Source organism: Streptomyces sp. NPDC052301, assembly GCF_044593395.1.
Taxonomy (GTDB): domain Bacteria; phylum Actinomycetota; class Actinomycetes; order Streptomycetales; family Streptomycetaceae; genus Streptomyces.
The window spans coordinates 38,419-54,944 of the sequence record NZ_JBIUBE010000026.1 but is presented as its reverse complement, the minus strand read 5'-3'; the positions used below and the strand labels follow the sequence as shown (position 1 = coordinate 54,944).

Genomic DNA, 16,526 nt, shown 5'->3' with positions numbered 1-16,526 from the left:
CGCTGAAGGCCTGGCCGGGCCGTTAATCTGACCAGCGTCAGTACGCCAGCACGGCATGAGAAACACGACCAAAAGGGGCGGATCGGTGGCGGACATCGAGGAAGCACGCAAGCAGTTCCAGCGGATCGACGCGGACGGTGACGGATTCATCACCGCCACCGAGTTCAAGTCCGCCCTCGCCCAGGGCGGTGACTGGAACGTCACCGACGCGGTGGCCGAGGCCATCATCAAGACCCGCGACCTCAACGGCGACAAGGTGCTGTCGTTCGACGAGTTCTGGGCCTACCTGAACAAGTGACGCGCGTCGTAGGGGGTGCCCGTCCCGAGGGGAAGGGCACCCCCTTCGTCATGCGCCGCGCCGGATCCGCACGCTCCACCGACCCTCGAGAGGGACGCGGAGCGCGCGGCGGCGGTGCCGATGGGCGAGCTGGAGGAGACGCCGGGGCTGCTGCGCGGCCGGGGCCGACCGGTCAGCCCCCTCTCCGGTACTGCCCCGGCGCCACCCCGTACTCCCGCTTGAAGGCCTTGGCGAAGGCGAACTCCGAGGCGTAGCCGACACGCCCGGCCACCTCGCGGAGCGAGAGGTCGTCGTGGCGCAGCAACCGGCCCGCGGTCGTCATCCGCCACCACGTCAGGTACGTCAGCGGCGGCTCGCCCACCAGTGCCGTGAACCGGCGCGCGAACGCCGCCCGGGACAGCCCGCCCGCGGTCCCCAGCTCCGCCACCGTCCAGGCCCGGGCCGGATCGCCGTGGATCGCCCGCAGCGCAGCCGCGACCGCCGGATCGGCCAGCGCCGCCGCCCAGCCCCGTGACCGCCCCGCCGCGAGCTCGCCCTCCCACCAGGCCCGCAGGATGAACAGCAGCAAGGTGTCCAGCAGCGAGGTCACGATCGCGTCGGTGCCCGGCCGCTGTTCCTCCAGCTCCATCCCGAGCAACTCCACCGCCGCCCGCAGCGAACGACGGGCCCCGACCCGGGCGGGCAGGTGCACGACCTCCGGCAGTTCGGCGAGCAGCCGGTGGGCGCGGTCGCGGTCGAGCCGGTAGGTCCCGCACAGCGTGACCGTGTCCGGGCAGCCCTCCCGCGGTTCCTCCGGGACCGCCCCGGCCCAGGTGCCGTCGGGCAGCAGCCGTACCTCGTGGGTGGGCACCCCGGGTGTGCTGACCAGCGCGTGGCCGAGCCCGTGCGCGAGGAACACGACGTCCCCCGGCGCCAGCGCCACGGGCTCGCCGCCCTCCGCGAGCAGCCAGGCCGAGCCGCGCAGCACCACATGGAAACCGGCCTCGTCGGCGGCGGCGAACCTCAGCCCCCAGGGCGCGTACTTGTCCCGGCGCGCGGAGTGCGGCCGCCCGGTCCGCATGGCCGCGACGACGTCACTGAGCACGTCCATGTCCCCACCCTAGCCACCGGGTTGTCACGGTGAAGACGTGTGAAGACGCAGGAAGACGTACGGACATGAAACCGAGACAGGAGAACATGGATCGTCTCTCCTCCCGGGCCTAGCGTCGACGGCATGACAACTTCCGCACGCAACGTGCTCTTTCACGAACTGGGTGGCCCCGACGTGTTCACGGTCGAGGAGATCGAACTGCCGGACCCCGGTCCGGGCGAGGTGCTGGTGAGGGTCGAGGCGCTCGGGCTGAACCGGGCCGAGGCGATGCTCCGCGCCGGGACCTACTGGTACCAGCCGACCCTGCCCGGCTCCCGCAACGGCTACGAGGCCGCGGGCGAGGTGGCGGCGGTCGGCGCGGGCGTGACGGCGTTCACCCCCGGCGACCCCGTCCTCGCCGCGGCCAACTTCGACCTCAGTTCCCACGGTGTCTACGGCGACCTCGTGCTGCTGCCCGAGACCTCCGTCGTGCCGCGCCCCGCCGGCGTCGACGCGGTCACCGCGGCCGCCGTCTGGCTCACCTACACCACGGCGTACGGCGCCCTGGTCGAGCGGGCGCGGGTGGCGGCCGGGGACCGGGTGTTGATCACCGGGGCGTCCAGCGGGGTCGGCAGCGCGGCGGTCCAGGTGGCCCGGCGGGCCGGTGCGGTCCCGATCGCCACCACGCGCACGGCGGCCAAGCGGCAGGCGCTGCTCGGTCTGGGCGCCGAGCACGTGATCGTCACCGACGCCGAGGACGTGGTCGAGGAGACCCGGCGGCTGACCGGCGGCCGCGGCGCCGAGATCGTCATGGACGCCATCGGCGGTCCGGTCTTCCGGGAACTGGGCGGAGCCGCCGCCGAGGACGCCACCATGATCAGTTACGGCTGGCTGTCCGAGCGGCCCATCGAACTACCGCGGAACTGGCCCGTCACGGTTCACGGCTACAGCAACTTCACCGTGACCGGCACCGCCGACGGCCGCCGGCGCGCCGCCCACTACATCGGCTCCGGCCTCGCCGACGGCACCTTGCGCCCCGTGGTCGCCGAGGTCTTCGACGGCCTGGACCGCATCGCCGACGCCCACCGCCTGATGGAGTCCAACCGGCACACGGGCAAGATCGTCGTACGGCCCTGAGCCCGTTCACCCGTTCGCCGCGGCGCCGGAATAGGTACCGGACCGACTGGGTTGTCTCCCGCAAGAACCCATGCACGTGCATGGAACGACCCTGGAGGGCCAGTCATGAAGATCGGCATCATCGGCGCGGGCAACATCGGCGGCAACCTCACCCGGCGGCTCACCGCCCTCGGCCACGACGTGGCCGTGGCCAACTCGCGCGGTCCCGAGACGCTCGAGGAACTGGCCGAGGAGACGGGCGCCACCGCGGTCCGGGCCGAGGACGCGGCCGAGGGTGCCGAGATCGTGGTCGTCACCGTCCCGCTGAAGGCGGTTCCGCACCTGCCGGCCGGCCTGCTGGACGGCGCGGCCGAGGATGTCGCGGTGATCGACACCGGCAACTACTACCCGAAGCAGCGCGACGGCCGCATCGCCGAGATCGAGGACGACGGCCTCACCGAGAGCCGCTGGACCGAGCGGCACCTCGGCCACCCCGTGATCAAGGCCTTCAACGGCACCTACGCCCAGGACATCCTGGACCGCCCCCGCCCCGCCGGCGATCCCGAGCGCATCGCCCTCCCGGTCGCCGGTGACGACCGGACGGCCAAGGCGAAGGTGCTCGCCCTGATCGACGAACTCGGCTTCGACACGGTCGACGCCGGCGGCATCGACGACTCCTGGCGCCAGCAGCCGGACACCCCCGTCTACGGCCTCCGCGCGGACACGCAGGGAGTCGAGCGCGCCCTCGCGGAGGCCTCCCCGGAACGCCCGGAGTCCTTCCGGTACTGAAACCGCCGGAGAGACGACGCGGCCCGTTCGCCCCCACGGTGACAGGGGGACGAACGGGCCGCAGGTCGTGCCGTCGTACGCGCTGCGCCGGCTGTGACGGCTAGTGGTCGTTGAGGTAGTAGTGCTGGGACTGGGACTTGTGGTCACCCAGATGGACGTTGACGCCGATGTTGGTGTTCTCGGGGAGGTTGACCGCAGCCCTGCTCAGGGCGTCGCCCACTCCCTCAGTGCGGCCTTGCTGGCGAAGTTGGCCACGTCCTTGTCGTGGGGGGTGCTGCTGTACTGATGGAAGCGCCAGTGCGCCTTGATGCGGGGGTGGCCCGCGGTGACGTAGTCGGCGATCCAGAGGCCGTCGCCGGCGTACGAGGTGGCGTCGATGTTCAGCCAGAAGTCGCGGTTGCAGTAGAGCACGACCCTGTTGTGCGGCCGTAGCCGCTTCACCTTCCGGAGGAACGCGTCCTTCTCCGCGTTGCTCGCGTGGGTGCCGTCGCCCGTGGTCTCCCAGTCGACCGCGAGGATGTCACCGGCGCGTTCGGGCGCGTGCTGGACGAAGTACTCGGCCTGGGTGGTGAGGTCGCCGGGCCACAGGAAGTGGTAGAAGCCGACGACCAGTCCGGCGTCACGGGCCCTCTTGGTCTGGGCGGTGAGCCGGGGATTGACGTACGAGTGCCCCTCCGTCGCCTTGATGAAGGCGAAGGAGAGGCCGTCCGTGTCGTACGCGGAGGACTGGAAGGCACTTACGTCGATGCCGTGCAGCATGTAGGGGTTGTGCCCCGCGGCGCCGTATCCGGAACCTCAGCCTCGGGTGGTCACCGAGCCCAGCACCGAAGCCGACTTCACCGACCAGTCGGAGGTGATGAGGCTGGCGTGGTCCTTGGCCAGCAGGGCCAGCCTGGCGGCGACTTCGGCGTCCGTCGGGTTGGTGGAGGAGATGGCCGGGGACACCCCGTCGGCACCCGTCATGATCGAGAAGTAGTGGTTCGCGGAGTAGAACGAGGTGTCGTAGCCGTTGTTCACGTACGTCGCCGCGTCACCGTCGAAGAACACGAACCAGGGCCGGATCGAGGTGTCGGAAGTCCAGCGGCTCGCCCGCGGATCGCCGTTCGCCGCACCGAGCACCGCGGGGAAGGCCTGGGCCTGCGCGATGTCCCCGGCCGCGTACAGGTCGCGCAGGTGGTCGCCGTACTCCTGGTCCGTCCAGTAGTGGTCGAACGGATTGGCCTGCTCCACCGTGCCCGGGATCAGCTCGAAGAGGAACTTCCCCTTGAGGGAGTCGCGGGCCGGCCAGGCGTTCGCCTTCGCGGCCGCGTCGAGCGAGCTGTACGTGCCGCCCAGCAGATCGGCCGGCTTGTAGACACTGCTGCCGAGCTTCTGCCGCACGAGGGTGTCGAACTCGTCCGGCCCCATGCCCGCGTTGTTGTTGAAGCCGACCTTCATCTCGACCTTGACGACGATCGGCGGATGGTCGGGATGGAGCTGGTTCCAGGCGGCCATGTTGTCCAGGCAACTGCCGAGGTCCTGGTTGCGGCTCTTGCTGTACAGCTCGCTCGGGGTCTTGGCGGCCTCGCAGTTGTTGTCGTTGCCCAGCGGGTTGCTGTGGCTGACCCGCCAGCGGTGACTGAGGCTGTCGACGTACACGTCCAGCTCCAGCAGCGAGGCGCCCGAGTCCAACGCCTGGGCGAAATAAGTGTACTTGGCCTTGTCGTACGCGTTGTGCGTGCCGATCGCCGTCGTCTCGGACAACTTGGGCGCCGCAGCGCGGGCGTTGCCCGGAACCACCAGTAACAGCGCGGCGGCCCCTGCGACCGCCGCCAGCCGTCTCACCAACCGCATGCGTGAACTCCCCATCGTCGATGCCTGGTCGGCGGCAGCGTAGGGGTTCGCGGTTACTTCACGGTAGCCCCTGGAGGAACGCCGGACGCGTGCGCCGCATCCGTCGGTGTCGGTGGCGACTTCACGACGATTGATTCACAAGTGCGGGAGGGAATTCCACTCGTCGTGGCGACTGGAGAGTCCAACGACCTTTCCACGCACGCCATTTGGAGCTTCGGACGCGGAATGTGTGGCTCTACTGTCAGGTCTTCGTACGTAGCGGCAACGGTGGATGGATCGACGCCCAGGAAAGAGCTTTCGCGAGCCGGCTCATAGCCGCTCCGGAACTGCCGGGATCGCGATCAGCGATATCGCCGGGTTCCGTTCGAGCGGCTTTCTGGAAGATCGTTCCCCGTCTTCCGTGTCGACGGCGACCGCCGGCCCGGAACGAGACACGACAGGCGGTCCCGGACTCCACCATCAGCCCGAGAACTTCCTTGTGGAAACGCCGGTCGGCAGGCCACCCGCTCCTCGAACGTGGGGCGCAACCCCCCAGCTGTTCGGTCTGGTGAGCACCGCCCCCGCCGAGGTGAGCGCCCAGGCGGAGTACGCCCTGAACCTTCGAGGACATCGACCTCCTCGACGGGGACGGGCACGTGCTGTGCACCCACATCGGGAACCGGGAGCGCGCCCGGATCCCGGCGAAGGCCGCCGAGTTCCTCGAGCCCTACCTCACCGGAGAGTCGTTCACCATGACGGACCTGCGGAGCAGGGCCGGCGAGAGGGGGGCGACGGTCCTCGTCCAGAACCTCCTGAAGGCCCACATGCTGGTGTCAGCGAAGGAGATGCCCCGTGGCAGTCGAGACCGGGGCGAACGCCTGCTGCCCCCCCACCGGTGTGGACGAGGCCGCACCCGGGCGCTCAGGAGGGGGTCACCGAACCGCTCAGCACTCGATGATGTTCACCGCGAGTCCGCCCCGGGCCGTCTCCTTGTACTTCACGGACATGTCCGCCCCGGTGTCCTTCATGGTCTTGATGACCTTGTCCAGGGACACCTTGTGCGAACCGTCGCCCCGCATCGCCATCTTCGCGGCCGTGACCGCCTTCACCGAGGCCATGCCGTTGCGCTCGATGCACGGGATCTGGACCAGGCCGCCGACCGGGTCGCAGGTCAGGCCCAGGTTGTGCTCCATGCCGATCTCGGCCGCGTTCTCGACCTGCTCGGGGGAGCCGCCGAGCACCTCGGCGAGGGCGCCCGCGGCCATGGAGCAGGCGGAGCCGACCTCGCCCTGGCAGCCGACCTCGGCGCCGGAGATGGAGGCGTTCTCCTTGAAGAGCATGCCGATCGCGCCGGCGGCCAGCAGGAAGCGGACCACGCCGTCCTCGTCGGCGCCGGGGACGAAATTGATGTAGTAGTGCAGGACGGCGGGGATGATGCCCGCCGCGCCGTTCGTGGGGGCGGTCACGACCCGGCCGCCGGCCGCGTTCTCCTCGTTCACCGCCATCGCGTAGAGCGTGATCCACTCCATCGCGTGCGCCTGCGCGTCGCCCTCGGCGCGCAGCTGGCGGGCGGAGACGGCCGCGCGGCGGCGCACCTTCAGGCCGCCCGGCAGGATGCCCTCGCGGGACATGCCGCGCTGCACGCACTCGCGCATCACCCGCCAGATCTCCAGCAGACCCGCGCGGATCTCGTCCTCCGTGCGCCAGGCCCGCTCGTTCTCCAGCATCAGGGAGGAGATCGACAGGCCGGTCTCCTTCGTGAGGCGCAGCAGCTCGTCGCCGGTACGGAAGGGGTACTTCAGGACCGTGTCGTCCAGCACGATGCGGTCCGCGCCCACCGCGTCCTCGTCCACGACGAAACCGCCGCCGACCGAGTAGTACGTCTTCGACAGCAGCTCCGTGCCCGAAGCGTCGTACGCCCATATGGTCATGCCGTTGGCGTGGTACGGCAGGGCCTTGCGGCGGTGCAGGATCAGGTCGTCGTCGAAGGAGAACGGGATCTCGTGCTCGCCGAGGAGCGAGAGCCGGCCCGCCGCCTTGATCTCCTCCACCCGCTCGTCGGCCGTCTCCACGTTCACGGTGCGCGGGGAGGCGCCCTCCAGGCCGAGCAGCACCGCCTTCGGGGTGCCGTGGCCGTGGCCGGTCGCGCCGAGGGAGCCGTACAGCTCGCAGCGCAGGGACGCCACCGAGGGCAGCAGGTCCTCGTTGCGCAGCCGGCGGGCGAACATGCGCGCCGCGCGCATCGGGCCGACCGTGTGGGAGCTGGACGGGCCGATGCCGATCGAGAACAGGTCGAAGACCGAGATGGCCACGGATGACTCCTCAATGCGGGGTGGTGCAAAAGTGGTACAGGGGGCGGGCACCGCGCACGCCGTACTTCCAGTGTGCGCGGTGCCCCGCAGAAGGTGACTTACTTGTTCAGACCCGGGTACAGCGGGTGCTTGTCGGCGAGCGCCTGCACGCGCGCCTTGAGGGCCTCCGCGTCGTAGGACGGCTTCAGCGCCTCCGCGATCACGTCCGCGACCTCGGCGAAGTCCTCGGCCGTGAAGCCGCGGGTGGCGAGGGCGGGCGTGCCGATCCGCAGACCCGAGGTGACCATCGGGGGCCGCGGGTCGTTCGGGACGGCGTTGCGGTTGACCGTGATGCCGACCTCGTGGAGGCGGTCCTCGGCCTGCTGGCCGTCCAGCTCGGACTCGCGCAGGTCGACCAGGATCAGGTGCACGTCCGTGCCGCCGGACAGCACGTTCACGCCGGCCTCACGGGCGTCCGCCGCCGTCAGGCGCTCGGCGAGGATGCGCGCGCCCTCCACGGTACGACGCTGGCGCTCCTTGAACTCCTCCGAGGCGGCGACCTTGAAGGAGACCGCCTTGGCCGCGATCACGTGCTCCAGGGGGCCGCCCTGGAAGCCCGGGAAGACGGACGAGTTCAGCTTCTTCGCGAAGTCCTTCTTCGCGAGGATGATGCCGCCGCGCGGGCCGCCCAGCGTCTTGTGGGTCGTGGAGGTCACCACGTCCGCGTACTCCACCGGGTTCGGGTGCAGACCGGCCGCGACCAGGCCCGCGAAGTGCGCCATGTCGACCCACAGGTAGGCCTCGACCTCGTCGGCGATCCGGCGGAACTCGGCGAAGTCCAGCTGCCGCGGGTACGCCGACCAGCCCGCGATGATCACCTTGGGGCGGTGCTCCTTGGCGAGCCGCTCGACCTCGGCCATGTCGACCAGGCCGGTCTCGACGTCCACGTGGTAGGCGACCACGTCGAACTGCTTGCCGGAGAAGTTCAGGCGCATGCCGTGGGTCAGGTGGCCTCCATGGGCGAGGTCCAGGCCGAGGATGGTGTCCCCGGGCCGGGCCAGCGCGAACAGGGCCGCCTGGTTGGCGGAGGCGCCGGAGTGGGGCTGGACGTTGGCGTACTCGGCGCCGAACAGCTCCTTGATCCGGTCGATGGCGATCTGCTCGGCGACGTCGACGTGCTCGCAGCCGCCGTAGTAGCGGCGGCCCGGGTAGCCCTCGGCGTACTTGTTGGTGAGGACCGAGCCCTGGGCCTCCATCACCGCGAGCGGCGCGAAGTTCTCGGAGGCGATCATCTCCAGCGTGGACTGCTGGCGGTTCAGCTCGGCGTCGACCGCGGCGGCGATCTCCGGGTCGAGCTCGTGCAGGGATGTGTTCAGGACGGACATACGGCTATGACTCCTCAGCCCGCGGTGAAGGCGACGTACTCGTCGGCGGAGAGCAGGTCGGCCGGCTCGTCGGTGATCTTGACCTTGAACAGCCAGCCGCCCTCGAAGGGGGCGCTGTTCACCAGGGCCGGGTCGTCCACGACGTCCTGGTTGGCCGCCACGATCTCGCCGGTGACGGGGGAGTACAGGTCGGAGACCGACTTGGTGGACTCCAGTTCACCGCAGGACTCGCCCGCGGTCACCGTGTCACCGACCTCGGGGAGCTGGGCGTAGACCACATCGCCGAGCGCGTTGGCCGCGAACTCGGTGATGCCGACCGTCGCGACGCCGTTCTCGTCGGCGGCCGACAGCCACTCGTGCTCCTTGCTGTAGCGCAGCTGCTGGGGGTTGCTCATGGCCTGAATTCTCCTGTACGCGCGGGAGTGCTGATGAAGGGGGGACTGCTGGTCCTGCCCGTGAGCAGGGAAGATGTGCGCAGGGTCACGTCCGGGGACGTTCCGCGCCCAGTGTCTACTTCTGGCGCTTGTAGAACGGCAGCGCCACGACCTGGTACGGCTCGTGGCTGCCGCGGATGTCCACGCCCACGCCCTCGGCGCCGGGCGCCGCGTGCGCCGCGTCGACGTAGGCCATGGCGATCGGCTTGCCCAGCGTGGGGGAGGGGGCGCCGGAGGTGACCTCGCCGATCACCTCGCCGCCGGCGACGACGGCGTACCCGGCGCGCGGCACCCGGCGGCCCTCGGCGACCAGGCCGACCAGGACGCGCGGCGGGTTCTGCTCGGCGCGGGCGGCGGCCCCGGTGAGCGCCTCGCGCCCGACGAAGTCACCTTCCTTCTCGAACTTCACCACCCGGCCGAGCCCGGCGTCGAAGGGGGTGAGGGAGGTGGTCAGCTCGTGCCCGTACAGCGGCATGCCGGCCTCCAGGCGCAGGGTGTCGCGGCAGGACAGGCCGCACGGCACCAGGCCGACGCCCTCGCCGGCCTCGGTCAGTGCCTGCCACAGCTCGACGGCGTGCTCCGGCTTCACGAACAGCTCGAAGCCGTCCTCGCCGGTGTAGCCGGTGCGGGCGATGAGGGCCGGGACGCCGGCGACGGTGCCGGGCAGGCCGGCGTAGTACTTCAGGCCGTCCAGGTCGGCGTCCGTGAGGGACTTCAGGATGCCGGGGGACTGCGGGCCCTGGACGGCGATCAGCGCGTACGCGTCCCGGTCGTCGCGGACCTCGGCGTCGAAGCCGGCGGCACGCTCGGTCAGCGCGTCCAGCACCACCTGGGCGTTGGAGGCGTTGGCCACGACCATGTACTCGGTCTCGGCGAGCCGGTAGACGATCAGGTCGTCCAGGATGCCGCCGTCGGCCTGGCAGATCATGGTGTAGCGGGCGCGGCCGACGCCCACGGAGGCGATGTTGCCGACCAGGGCGAAGTTCAGCAGGGCGGCGGCCTGCGGGCCGGTCACGGTGATCTCGCCCATGTGGGAGAGGTCGAACAGACCCGCGTTGGTGCGCACGGCCACGTGCTCGTCGCGCTCGGAGCCGTAGCGCAGGGGCATGTCCCAGCCGGCGAAGTCGGTCATCGTCGCACCGAGCGCGCGGTGCACGGCATCCAGCGCGGTGTGACGGAGTGCGGTACTGCTCATCGGTCGGTCGTCTCCCAGGGCAACAGGGATGGGGCGAGGAACGTTCCTCCCCATCTGTCATCGGAACCTGAGAGGTTCGCCATGACCGCCACAGGGACGACCACGGCTTGCACCTTGGGTGGAGCCACTGACACAGCGGCCCGCTTTTCAGATGTGCCTCGCCCGCGCGGTAACGGGGCCTGAGAGATTCAAGGGAGGGACTTGCTCCTTCGGCGCCCCGGCACCAGTGCTGCCGGGGACTCTCCCGCGCGGATTCAAACGGCCGGTATGCAGTTGGCGGCCACATCATTGCACGGCGGGCCGTCCCTCGTCAGGGCCGCACCTGTAACCGGGCTGTGGCAGGACGCGCACCGAACCGCGGGACTTCGCGCATTACCTTCTCTTTACGTTACACGGGCATGGGTATTACCGAGCATCGAGGGAAGGACGGACCACGGTGAAGAGGACCACGGCGTACGCCACCGCCACCGCCACCGCCACCGGCATCGCGGTGCCGAAGCAGCCCTCCGCCCCGGCGCGCGAGCGCTGCGCAGGACACCCCGCACCGGCCGTCCGCGACCTGCGCGACCGCGCCGGCCGCACCCCGCGCGCGCTGGTCTTCGGACCCCAGGACATCGCGGTGATCACCGGCCTGCCCGGCAGCGGCAAGTCCACCCTCATGCGCCGCGCGGCCGCCGGGCGCCGCATCGACTCCCAGGACACCCGCGACCGCTTCGCGGCCCGCCTGCCCCGCTTCCTGCCGTACGCGCTCTACCGCCCGGCGGTTCGCGTGGCCCACTACGCCGCCCTGCGCCGCGCGCTGCGCGCGGGCGGGGGCGTCGTCGTGCACGACTGCGGCACGCAGCGCTGGGTGCGCGCCTGGCTCGCCCGCGAGGCCCGCCGCCGCGGCGGCACCCTGCACCTGCTGCTGCTCGACGTCCCGGCCGAGACCGCCCGCGAGGGCCAGCGCGAGCGGGGCCGGGGCGTCTCCCCCTACGCCTTCCGCCGCCACCGCCGTACGACCGCCCGGCTGCTGGACGCGGTCGAGCGCGGCGAGACGCCCGCCGGCTGCGGCTCGGCGGTGCTGCTGGACCGGGCGGCGGCCGACGGCCTGCACCGCGTGGACTTCACCGGCTGAGCGGGGCGAGACGACTGTCACAGCCACCCGCTAGCCTTCTGGGTCACAGCAGCGGTTCCCAGCAGGCGGCAGGCACATGGACTTCTCGGCGGCGGACTTCCCGGCGGACATCCCGGCACAGGCACACCCCCACCCGCACGGCGGTTGGCCCGGCAACGAGCTGGAGGAGGTGCTCTCGGCCTCCCTCGGCATACCCGCCGCGGCCGGCCGGATCGTCGAGGTCCTCGGCCGCAGCTTCCTGTGGATCCCCCTGCCGAACGGCGGCGGCCCCGACAGCGGCCCGCTGGACCTGCCCACACTGGACGTCGAGGGTCAGGCGTACGTGCCGGTGTTCAGCTCCGAGGAGCAGCTGCGCCAGGTCGCCGGCTCCCACATGGCGTACACCATCGCCCCGGCCGTGGAGTTCGCCCGCGGGCTGCCCCCGCAGGTCGGCATCGCGGTCAATCCCGACGGAGTGGTCGGCATCCCGATCCCGCCGCAGGCGGTGGCCGAGCTGTGCCGCACCGGCCGCACCCCGCTCGACGGCCCCGGCGCCGGCGGCCGGGTCCGCCTCTTCGAGCCCGACTGGCAGGACGACCCGGTCGACTTCCTCGCGGCCGCCTCCGCGGAGTTCGCCGGCACCGGCGTGGTCCTCACCGCGCGCCGTTGTCTGGCCGCGATAGAGACGGCCGACCCGGTGATGTTCGTAGGCGTCGAACTCTCCCGGTGGGAGGGCGACCTGCGGGCCCTGCCGCTGGAGGCCCTCGGTAAAGCCCTGGGCAAGATCCCGGTGCGCTGGCCGGTCAACCTGGTCCTCCTGGACGTGGCGGACGACCCGGTGGCCGAGTGGCTGAAGACGAAAGTCCGCCCGTTCTATCAGTACGGTCACTGATCGGCCGACCGAGGAGCAGTCGACCGCCGAGGGGCGCGGGAACGGCGCGGCCGGCCACGGACGACCCGCACCCGCGCACGAAGCCGGCGGCCCCGAGCTGCTGGGCGCTTAAGCTGTTCACAAACGCGGGGCAACTCCCAGAAGGGCCGGTACAACAGGTGAGCGCGAGCCACAGCGGCAGCGTCGAGCACATGCTGCGCCAGGTCACCCCCGGACGCTACGACGCCTACGAGGCCCTGCTGCGCGCCCTCGCCGCCCCCTCCTCCGGCCAGATCTGGATGCTCCTGTGGCACGGGCAGGCCGGCGCCCCGGACGCCCAGTACGGCGACATGGAGGTCGGCGGCTTCCACTACGCCCCCTGCGTCACCTCCGCCCAGGAGCTGTCGGCCAGTGGCTGGAACCGCTCCTACGAGGTCGTCGACGGCCTCGACGTGGCCCGCACCCTCTACCCGGACCACTACGGCCTCTGGCTCAACCCGCACGCCCCGGGCGGCGGCGTCGGCATCCCCTGGCTGGATCTGCGCCGCATCGCCACCGGCCTGGACCGCCAGCCCGCCGGCCCCCTCCGCCTGACCGAACCCGGCATCGAGGTCCCGCAGTTCTACGCCCTGCTCGCGCAGAACGCCCACCGCACCCCCGCGCTGCGCTCCCTGCGCCGCGCCTGGGTGCAGCCGGCGCTCGGGGCGCCGTACCTCGCCATCGGCCTGGACGTGTACGACACCTCGCCCGCCGCGGTCGACTCGGTGCGCGCGATGATGCAGCAGTCCGTCGGCGCGGTCCCGGAGGGGCTGCCGGTGTCCACGGTGGCGATGACGGACGACTACGACCCGGTCGTGATGTGGATGCGGACCCACGCCCGCCCGTTCTACGACCGCGAGGCCCACGCGGCCCCGCCGCAGCCCCAGCTCCAGGCCCCGCCACGGACACAGGCCCCGGCCGCCGGGTACGGCTATCCGCCGGTGCACGGCGGCTACTGAGCCGCGACCTCGGGATACGTCGCTCCCGGGGCCCCTGGCCGGGGCGCTTGCGTCCGGTCACCGCGACTCGCTGTCCGTATAACAGGAAACGCCAGCTTGCATCACGGTTGCGCATCCATTCACCGTCAAGGCTGGCGGCTGATCGCGCAAGCGTTGAAGACTCCCCCTTCAAGGGGTTCGCCCCTGTGTACGACGGACTGTTTGATGCCGCTACCAGCGGCAAGTGCGGGCCGGCTACCGCCGGTTGAGAGGGGTCCCAGCCTAATGACGGCACCATTGCACGAGCCGACCGCGGAAGCGGCCCCGGGTGCGGCCGAGGAAGCGGCGGTCGCCGCCACCGACGCGAAGGCCGTTCAGGGCCGGTCGCTGGGCCGGATCGCCTGGGAGCGCCTCAAGCGGGACAAACTCGCCCTCACCGGCGGCGTGGTCGTGGTCCTCCTCATCGCCGTCGCGCTGCTCGCGCCGGTGATCACGGGGCTCGTCGGACAGGACCCGGACGTCTACCACCAGGGCCTGATCGACCCGCTGTTCAGCACCCCCAAGGGCTCCATGGGCGGCATGAGCGGTGACCACCTGCTCGGTGTCGAGCCGGTCAACGGCCGCGACATCTTCGCCCGCATCCTGTACGGCGCCCGGATCTCGCTGCTCGTCGGCTTCCTGTCCGCCGTGGTCGCCGTCATCCTCGGCACCATCCTCGGCATCCTGGCGGGCTTCTTCGGCGGCTGGGTGGACTCGCTCATCAGCCGTGTCATGGACGGCCTCCTGGCCTTCCCGCAGCTGCTGTTCATCATCGCGCTGGTCTCGGTCATGCCCAACCAGATGCTGGGCCTCACCGGTACGGGCGTGCGCGTCTTCGTGATGATCCTGGTCATCGGCTTCTTCGGCTGGCCGTACATCGGCCGCGTGGTGCGTGGCCAGACGCTCTCGCTGCGTGAGCGCGAGTACGTCGAGGCGGCCCGTTCGCTCGGCGCCGGGCGGTTCTACATCCTCTTCAAGGAACTGCTGCCCAACCTCGTCGCGCCCATCATCGTGTACACGACGATGATGATCCCCACGAACATCCTCACCGAAGCGGCACTCAGCTTCCTGGGCGTGGGCGTCAAGCCGCCCACGTCGTCCTGGGGACAGATGCTCTCGAGCGCGATCGACTACTACGACTCGGACCCCATGTACATGGTGATCCCGGGCGTGGCGATCTTCATCACGGTTCTGGCCTTCAACCTCTTCGGCGACGGCGTGCGGGACGCGCTCGACCCGAAGGCGTCCCGCTGAAGTGCCGTACCCCAAGCGTCCCGTGAGCTCATCCACGGGGTCTCTCATCAAATCCGGAGGATCCGAGATCGTGACTACCCAACGCACCTCAGGGCGGCGCAAGCAGGCCCTTGCCGCTGCCGCAGTGGTCGCCGGGCTGCTGACCACGGCGGCGTGCGGCGGTGGCAATGGCGACGGCGGCTCGAAGAACGGCGCTGCCGGCTTCAACGCGGCGGTCAACAAGGTCGCCCAGGCCGACCAGGTCAAGAAGGGCGGCACGCTGAAGTTCGTGAGCACGCAGGACGCCGACTCGTGGGACACCACGCGCGGCTACTACGGGTTCATGTGGGACTTCTCGCGCTACTACAGCCGCCAGCTGGTCACGTACAAGACCGAGCCCGGTGCCGCGGGCGCCGAGCTCACCCCGGACCTGGCCACCGACATGGGCAAGGTCTCGGACGGCGGCAAGACCTACACCTTCACCCTGCGCGACGGTGTCACGTGGGAGGACGGCAAGCCGATCACCTCCCAGGACATCAAGTACGGCATCGAGCGCGTCTGGGCGCAGGACGTGCTGTCCGGCGGTCCGATCTACCTCCAGCAGATGCTGGACCCGAAGAACACCTACAAGGGTCCGTACAAGGACTCCGCCAAGGACCACCTGGGTCTGAAGGCCATCTCCACGCCGGACGCGAAGACGATCGTCTTCCACCTGCCGACGCCCAACTCGGACTTCCTCCAGACCCTGGCGATGACCACGGGCTCCCCGGTCCGTCAGGACAAGGACACCAAGTCCAAGTACGGCCTGCACCCGTTCTCCTCGGGTCCGTACAAGTTCCAGTCGTACAACCCGGGCAAGGGCCTCGTCCTCGTCCGCAACACCAGCTGGAAGGCGTCCTCGGACCCGGTCCGCAAGGCGTACCCGGACAAGATCACCCTGGACATCTCCACCAACCAGGCGGACTCCGACCAGCGCCTCATCAACGGCGACTACGACGTCGACGCCTCCCAGACCGGTCTCGGCGCCCAGGGCCGCCAGATCGCTCTGAAGGAGCACAAGGCGAACCTGGACAACCCGGTCTCCGGCTTCATCCGCTACGCGGTCTTCCCGCAGAGCGTCAAGCCGTTCGACAACCTCCACTGCCGCAAGGCCGTGATCTACGCAGCCGACCACGTGTCGCTGCAGACCGCCCGCGGTGGCCCGGTCGCCGGTGGCGACATCGGCACCAACATGCTCCCGCCGTCGGTCGCCGGTGGTGAGGGCCAGAAGTACGACCCGTACCAGATCGCCACGAAGAACAAGAACGGCAGCGCGGACCTGGCCAAGCAGGAGCTGAAGGCCTGCGGCCAGCCGAACGGCTTCAAGACCACCATCGCGGTCCGCAACAACAAGCAGCAGGAAGTGGCCACGGCCGAGTCCCTGCAGGCCGCGCTGAAGAAGGTCGGCATCACCGCCGACATCTACCAGTACGACGGCTCGCAGTCCCCGGGCATCATCGGCTCGCCCTCGAACGTGGCGAAGAAGAAGCTCGGCATCATCATCATGGGCTGGGGCCCGGACTTCCCGACCGTCCAGGGCTACGGCATCCCGCTGTGGAGCAGCCACTACATCCTGCAGAGCGGTAACAACAACTACGCTCTGATCAAGGACAAGAAGATCGACGGCCTGTTCGACCAGTACACCGGCACGCTGGACGACTCCAAGAAGACCCAGATCGCCACGGACATCAACCATGCGGTCATGGAGGGCGCGTACTACCTGCCCTTCACCTTCGAGCGGCTGCTCAACATCCGCTCCTCGCGTCTGGCCAACGTGTACACGACGAACGCGTACAGCGGTTACTACGACTTCGTCAACCTCGGCCTGAAGTCCACGAAGTAAACCCGGCACACCCGCCGTACGGCACGAAAGGCAGGTGAA

Annotated in this window: 15 protein-coding genes and 1 riboswitch; of the genes, 8 read left to right on the top strand and 7 right to left on the bottom strand. The window is 70.2% G+C overall.

The window, feature by feature from the left end:
• Positions 1-85 precede the first annotated feature (85 nt).
• The gene (locus tag ACIHEJ_RS39875; RefSeq protein ID WP_400142778.1) at positions 86-298 is read left to right on the top strand and encodes an EF-hand domain-containing protein; all 213 of its coding nucleotides are present in this window, start codon (positions 86-88) and stop codon (positions 296-298) included.
• 172 nt (positions 299-470) lie between these two features.
• Here ACIHEJ_RS39875 and ACIHEJ_RS39870 read toward each other — a convergent pair whose 3' ends face one another.
• Positions 471-1,388 carry an AraC family transcriptional regulator gene (locus tag ACIHEJ_RS39870; protein WP_400142751.1) on the bottom strand — a complete coding sequence of 306 codons (918 nt, stop codon included), beginning with the start codon at positions 1,386-1,388 and terminating at the stop codon, positions 471-473.
• A gap of 123 nt (positions 1,389-1,511) precedes the next feature.
• Here ACIHEJ_RS39870 and ACIHEJ_RS39865 point away from each other — a divergent pair, with 123 nt between their 5' ends.
• Both ACIHEJ_RS39865 and ACIHEJ_RS39860 read left to right on the top strand, forming a co-directional pair.
• Positions 1,512-2,504 carry a zinc-dependent alcohol dehydrogenase family protein gene (locus ACIHEJ_RS39865; protein WP_400142750.1) on the top strand — a complete coding sequence of 331 codons (993 nt, stop codon included), beginning with the start codon at positions 1,512-1,514 and terminating at the stop codon, positions 2,502-2,504.
• Between the two features lie 105 nt (positions 2,505-2,609).
• On the top strand, positions 2,610-3,272 hold the full coding sequence (locus ACIHEJ_RS39860) for an NADPH-dependent F420 reductase (RefSeq protein WP_400142749.1): 663 nt from the start codon (positions 2,610-2,612) through the stop codon (positions 3,270-3,272).
• Positions 3,273-3,476: 204 nt separating this feature from the next.
• Here the strand turns inward: ACIHEJ_RS39860 and ACIHEJ_RS39855 are convergent, their stop codons facing one another.
• The 6 genes from ACIHEJ_RS39855 to gcvT all read right to left on the bottom strand — a co-directional run bounded on the left by ACIHEJ_RS39855 (position 3,477) and on the right by gcvT (position 10,389).
• Positions 3,477-4,031 (bottom strand): glycoside hydrolase family 25 protein, encoded by a 555-nt coding sequence (locus ACIHEJ_RS39855; protein WP_400142748.1) that lies wholly within the window; start codon positions 4,029-4,031, stop codon positions 3,477-3,479.
• Between the two features lie 36 nt (positions 4,032-4,067).
• Positions 4,068-5,105, bottom strand: coding sequence for a phosphatidylinositol-specific phospholipase C domain-containing protein (locus ACIHEJ_RS39850; protein ID WP_400142747.1), 1,038 nt, complete (start codon positions 5,103-5,105; stop codon positions 4,068-4,070).
• 923 nt (positions 5,106-6,028) lie between these two features.
• Complete coding sequence (locus tag ACIHEJ_RS39845; protein ID WP_400142746.1) at positions 6,029-7,396, bottom strand: L-serine ammonia-lyase; 1,368 nt, start codon at positions 7,394-7,396, stop codon at positions 6,029-6,031.
• A 98-nt stretch (positions 7,397-7,494) separates the two neighbouring features.
• Positions 7,495-8,760 carry a serine hydroxymethyltransferase gene (glyA, locus tag ACIHEJ_RS39840; protein WP_400142745.1) on the bottom strand — a complete coding sequence of 422 codons (1,266 nt, stop codon included), beginning with the start codon at positions 8,758-8,760 and terminating at the stop codon, positions 7,495-7,497.
• A gap of 14 nt (positions 8,761-8,774) precedes the next feature.
• Positions 8,775-9,155, bottom strand: a complete 381-nt coding sequence (gene gcvH / locus ACIHEJ_RS39835) for a glycine cleavage system protein GcvH (RefSeq protein WP_400142744.1) — start codon at positions 9,153-9,155, stop codon at positions 8,775-8,777.
• 115 nt (positions 9,156-9,270) lie between these two features.
• On the bottom strand, positions 9,271-10,389 hold the full coding sequence (gcvT, locus tag ACIHEJ_RS39830) for a glycine cleavage system aminomethyltransferase GcvT (protein ID WP_400142743.1): 1,119 nt from the start codon (positions 10,387-10,389) through the stop codon (positions 9,271-9,273).
• Between the two features lie 157 nt (positions 10,390-10,546).
• A riboswitch (glycine riboswitch) is annotated at positions 10,547-10,646 on the bottom strand.
• Between the two features lie 179 nt (positions 10,647-10,825).
• Between gcvT and ACIHEJ_RS39825 the strand changes: the two genes are divergently transcribed.
• From ACIHEJ_RS39825 to ACIHEJ_RS39805, 5 genes are all read left to right on the top strand, one after another.
• Entirely contained in the window at positions 10,826-11,506 is a 681-nt protein-coding gene (locus tag ACIHEJ_RS39825; protein WP_400142742.1) for an AAA family ATPase, read from the top strand.
• Positions 11,507-11,582: 76 nt separating this feature from the next.
• Entirely contained in the window at positions 11,583-12,377 is a 795-nt protein-coding gene (locus ACIHEJ_RS39820; RefSeq protein ID WP_400142741.1) for an enhanced serine sensitivity protein SseB, read from the top strand.
• A gap of 191 nt (positions 12,378-12,568) precedes the next feature.
• Positions 12,569-13,354, top strand: coding sequence for an enhanced serine sensitivity protein SseB C-terminal domain-containing protein (locus tag ACIHEJ_RS39815; RefSeq protein ID WP_400142777.1), 786 nt, complete (start codon positions 12,569-12,571; stop codon positions 13,352-13,354).
• 264 nt (positions 13,355-13,618) lie between these two features.
• Positions 13,619-14,626, top strand: a complete 1,008-nt coding sequence (locus ACIHEJ_RS39810; protein ID WP_400142740.1) for an ABC transporter permease — start codon at positions 13,619-13,621, stop codon at positions 14,624-14,626.
• 70 nt (positions 14,627-14,696) lie between these two features.
• Positions 14,697-16,487 (top strand): ABC transporter substrate-binding protein, encoded by a 1,791-nt coding sequence (locus ACIHEJ_RS39805; protein ID WP_400142739.1) that lies wholly within the window; start codon positions 14,697-14,699, stop codon positions 16,485-16,487.
• Positions 16,488-16,526 lie beyond the last annotated feature (39 nt).

Excerpts from the sequence above, each read along its gene's own strand:
- ACIHEJ_RS39810 (WP_400142740.1), top strand. The coding sequence starts at position 13,619 with ATGACGGCACCATTGCACGAGCCGACCGCGGAAGCGGCCCCGGGTGCG.
- ACIHEJ_RS39820 (WP_400142741.1), top strand. The coding sequence starts at position 11,583 with ATGGACTTCTCGGCGGCGGACTTCCCGGCGGACATCCCGGCACAGGCA.
- gcvT (WP_400142743.1), bottom strand. The coding sequence starts at position 10,389 with ATGAGCAGTACCGCACTCCGTCACACCGCGCTGGATGCCGTGCACCGC.
- ACIHEJ_RS39860 (WP_400142749.1), top strand. The coding sequence starts at position 2,610 with ATGAAGATCGGCATCATCGGCGCGGGCAACATCGGCGGCAACCTCACC.
- ACIHEJ_RS39850 (WP_400142747.1), bottom strand. The coding sequence starts at position 5,105 with ATGCGGTTGGTGAGACGGCTGGCGGCGGTCGCAGGGGCCGCCGCGCTG.
- ACIHEJ_RS39815 (WP_400142777.1), top strand. The coding sequence starts at position 12,569 with ATGCTGCGCCAGGTCACCCCCGGACGCTACGACGCCTACGAGGCCCTG.
- ACIHEJ_RS39865 (WP_400142750.1), top strand. The coding sequence starts at position 1,512 with ATGACAACTTCCGCACGCAACGTGCTCTTTCACGAACTGGGTGGCCCC.
- ACIHEJ_RS39870 (WP_400142751.1), bottom strand. The coding sequence starts at position 1,388 with ATGGACGTGCTCAGTGACGTCGTCGCGGCCATGCGGACCGGGCGGCCG.
- gcvH (WP_400142744.1), bottom strand. The coding sequence starts at position 9,155 with ATGAGCAACCCCCAGCAGCTGCGCTACAGCAAGGAGCACGAGTGGCTG.
- ACIHEJ_RS39855 (WP_400142748.1), bottom strand. The coding sequence starts at position 4,031 with ATGCTGCACGGCATCGACGTAAGTGCCTTCCAGTCCTCCGCGTACGAC.
- glyA (WP_400142745.1), bottom strand. The coding sequence starts at position 8,760 with ATGTCCGTCCTGAACACATCCCTGCACGAGCTCGACCCGGAGATCGCC.